The following is a 257-nucleotide window of genomic DNA, read 5'->3' as shown; positions in this document are numbered from 1 at the left end:
TTCCCAGCGCCTGCCCTCCAGCGCAGTTCGACGCGGGTACGTCGACGCTCTGCGGGGAACCATTAAACCGGGGAACTTCGTGAAGGCCGAGATTTCCAGCGTGGTTCTGCTTGAGCCCGAGAAAAAGACTTATGCTTACTGTGTGCGGGTGGTGCCCAAGCGCAGCTGGGGAGACTGGGCCTATCTCGGCGTCTCCTTCACGGATGGCAAAATATTAGGCGCGACGGCGAATGACGATCGCTGCCGCGACAAGCGGC

Annotated in this window: 1 protein-coding gene; it reads left to right on the top strand. The window is 60.7% G+C overall.

What is annotated here, in order from left to right:
- On the top strand, positions 1-257 hold a 257-nt coding region (locus AF337_RS45580; protein WP_049734156.1), incomplete at both ends, for a hypothetical protein.

The organism is Rhizobium ecuadorense, from assembly GCF_001187535.1.
GTDB lineage: Bacteria > Pseudomonadota > Alphaproteobacteria > Rhizobiales > Rhizobiaceae > Rhizobium > Rhizobium ecuadorense.
The sequence above is the reverse complement of the archived record's forward strand: the minus strand, read 5'-3'. Positions and strand labels throughout refer to the sequence as shown.